The 3,101-nt window shown below is 61.2% G+C and carries 2 protein-coding genes; both read left to right on the top strand.

The genetic code is table 11. The features are described 5' to 3' along the window. The coding region (locus FJ222_12455) for a hypothetical protein (protein MBM4165233.1) at positions 1-1,163 on the top strand (1,163 nt) is incomplete at its 5' end. An 18-nt stretch (positions 1,164-1,181) separates the two neighbouring features. Continuing rightward, on the top strand, positions 1,182-2,402 hold the full coding sequence (locus FJ222_12450) for a hypothetical protein (GenBank protein ID MBM4165232.1): 1,221 nt from the start codon (positions 1,182-1,184) through the stop codon (positions 2,400-2,402). Positions 2,403-3,101: the final 699 nt, after the last annotated feature.

The following is a 3,101-nucleotide window of genomic DNA, read 5'->3' as shown; positions in this document are numbered from 1 at the left end:
CCGAAGCCGTTTTCAAATATCGCTGCAAAATCGTTAGCCCCGGAAGCATCGTGAACATCGGCCTTGCCGGTGATTACGGTCCGGACCAACTGGTTTCAACCAATCAGGTCTTTGCCTACACACTTGTGTCGGTCAGTTCTAATTCCGTCATCGAAGGAAACGTCGGCACGACCAACCTCGTTTTCCCTGTGACACTTTCCAGCGAGGTTGTTGACGGTGAAAGCGTGCACAGTGTCGAGTATTATGTCATCAACGGAACGGCCACCACGGCGGACAACGACTATGTGGTGACGAGTGGAACGCTGGTATTTTATCAGGGCACGACAAACTACTTCATTGAGGTGATGGTCAACGGCGACCTCAACATCGAGTCAAACGAGACGTTGTTCTTGATACTGACCAATGCCACGGGGAGCGTCCTGATCAATGATGGCCGAGCTACGGGGACGATCATTGACGACGACTACAGTGATGTCAGCAACCTCTTTTACCGCGTGGCTTGGGTTTACAATCCACGTAGGGATTCATGGTACGGCACGCTCACGGTGAGCAATGCCACGGAATCGATGAAGTCGCTGGCGGCGCCGCTGTGGTATGAGGTGCAGAGCAACAAATATCACCGTCTGCGTTTCCCGACGGGCCTGGATGTACAGACCACACCCGATCAGCCCGGGTGGTACTATCTGGATTTGAGCGCCGCGTTTAACGCCGCTGTTCCGGGAGGGGCGCTGCATCCGGGCCAATCCGCAGTCATCAGCACCAACATCGAATTGTGGGGACGCAGCAGTTGGACGACTGTTGTGGACCGTGTCGTCGCCACGAACTGGATTTTCGCCCAGGCTGGCGGGATGGGTGTGAACAAGGTTGCCGCCGAGGAGCCTCCGCGCGTGGTGACGGCTGCTGGTCCCGTGATTTCGGGCCGGGTGACGCGATCCGGAACCAAGATCGGGGTTGCCGGTGTCACAGTGGTTCTCTCCAACGGGGGCGGCACGACACAGACCGACGCCAACGGGAACTATGCCGTGGTTGTGCCGTCCGGGTGGAAGGGCACCGTTACGCCTGCGCTGTCGGGAGGTACGTGTTCACCGCGCAGCCGCACGGTGAAGACCAAGGTGACCGCCAGCAAGGCGGGTCAGGATTTCAGTTGGAAAGCTCGCAAGTAACACAGGATGAGGCACACTATGAAGACATCGTACACGATCCTGACGGCTGCTGCGGTTTGGGTGACGGTCGCTACCGGGCAGGGTGAAGAGGTGAGCGAGGCGCCGCGCAGGGACGTCTGGCGCGTTCGGGCCGGCTGGGTGCACCAGTGGGGGCGCGACATGGAGGTGCGCGGTTCCGCGCCGTCGTACTACCGGTCGCTGCTCCCGCGCTCGGGCAACCCGCGGTGGGCGGGAAAACCGCCCCCCGGCGAGATGAGCGGACCTGTGGTGGGTCGGCCGGGTGTGGCCGACTGGAACTTCGATGACGGTTACGTCTTCCCCGATGAAGAGAGCGGCGAAAGGCCCGGCGGGGACCCCGCCAATCCCTATTCCACGCACTACTGGCACTATACCAGCCCCGATCAGTATGATGCGGACAACCATACGCTGACGTTCCACCGGGATATGGGCATGCGGACCGACGGTGCGCCGAGAAGCTCTCTGGACGGCATTGATGAGAATCTGCCGCGGAACGGCATCAACGTTTCGGCCAGTCGCTGGCTGCATACTTGGGAAGAACGGAACGTGGACCTCGATCTGCTCGTCGGGCTGACCTGGTTCCCGAAGACGAAGACGATGCACAACATTCGTTCAACCGATCAAGACGTCGTTCGCGAGAATCTGGCCTACACCTACTTTGACTTCTTTGGTGATCGGGGCTGGCAGCCCGAGCTGGGTTCCTATGGCTATGGAGCAGGTGGGTACTGGGGTGAGTACTCGACGCTCCCCGGCGACACCGACAACCCCATCCTCCCGCTGGAGTATGATGTGTCAGCCCCCACGCGGGGTGTTGTGCGCGACACCGCCCGGATTGACGGACGGATCTGGCGGCTGCGCGGCGAGGCGGGGCCGACCTTTACGCGACCGCTCACGGAGCGTCTAAGTCTGTATCTCGCGCCGCAATTTGTTCTGGAGTATGTCGAAGCGCGTGTATACCGTACGGAGACGGTGACCCTGTATGAGACGGGCCGGTCGTCTTCGCTGGGTTCTCGCTCGCATAAGAACAAGACGACGCGTTTTGTGCCGGGCGTTTTGTTGTCGGCCGGTGCGACCTACCTGATCAGCGAGCATTGGCACGTTGGCGCCAGTCTGGGGTACGAGTGGCTGAGCCGCGACGTGAGTCTGAGCGTGGGGCCGGACACGGTTGATTTCGACCTCAAAGGCGGGGAGTGCAGCCTGTTCTTGAGCCGGAAGTTCTAGGGTCTGGAGGCGCTTGCAAAACCTCTCGTGGCACGGGCATCCCGCCCGTGAAACACGGGCAAGATGCCCGTGCCACGGTAAGAGGCTCGTGCAGAAACCTGAACAGACACACAGTGGTGCAGGCGTCCCGCCTGCAATGCCAGTCATGCTTACACAATCTGCAGGCGGGCCGCCTGCACTACGCGGGGTTTTGGAAGGGCAGCCCTATTCTTCACCGAGTCCCGTCGTTGTTCGTGTCAGCTTGTGAAGCATGTCGCGTGGTGATGCAGCCTCATTCTGTAGCCGGGGTGCCCTCACCCCAGCCATTGGCAAACCCCGTCACCTGCCGGCCTGGGGGCAGGCCGGCTCCAGGCTGACGCCGATATCGAACAGCGCTCGGCGCGGGCCGTCAGGCCTGGAGCCGGGGTGCCCTCACCCCGGCCATTGGCAAACCCCGGCGCCTGCCGGCCTGGGGGCAGGCCGGCTCCAGGCTGACGCCGCTATCGAACATCCTGGGATGCAGCTTGGATGATGCGGACTCTGATCTTCGCGCCAAATATGAAATCAGGGCTTCAGATCCGCTTTCAGCCTGAAGAATGCCCGGCCCGGAACAGCGGTCGTCTCGTACCAAGCGCGGTTTGGCGGTTGGCCGGGCGCACCTTCAACACGCGTCGGACTCAGCGTCCAACCCGTTGCGCCATCGAGCAGATTTGTGCATCC

The organism is Lentisphaerota bacterium, from assembly GCA_016873675.1.
Lineage (GTDB): Bacteria > Verrucomicrobiota > Kiritimatiellia > RFP12 > JAAYNR01 > VGWG01.
This window is presented reverse-complemented; position numbering and strand designations above follow the sequence as displayed.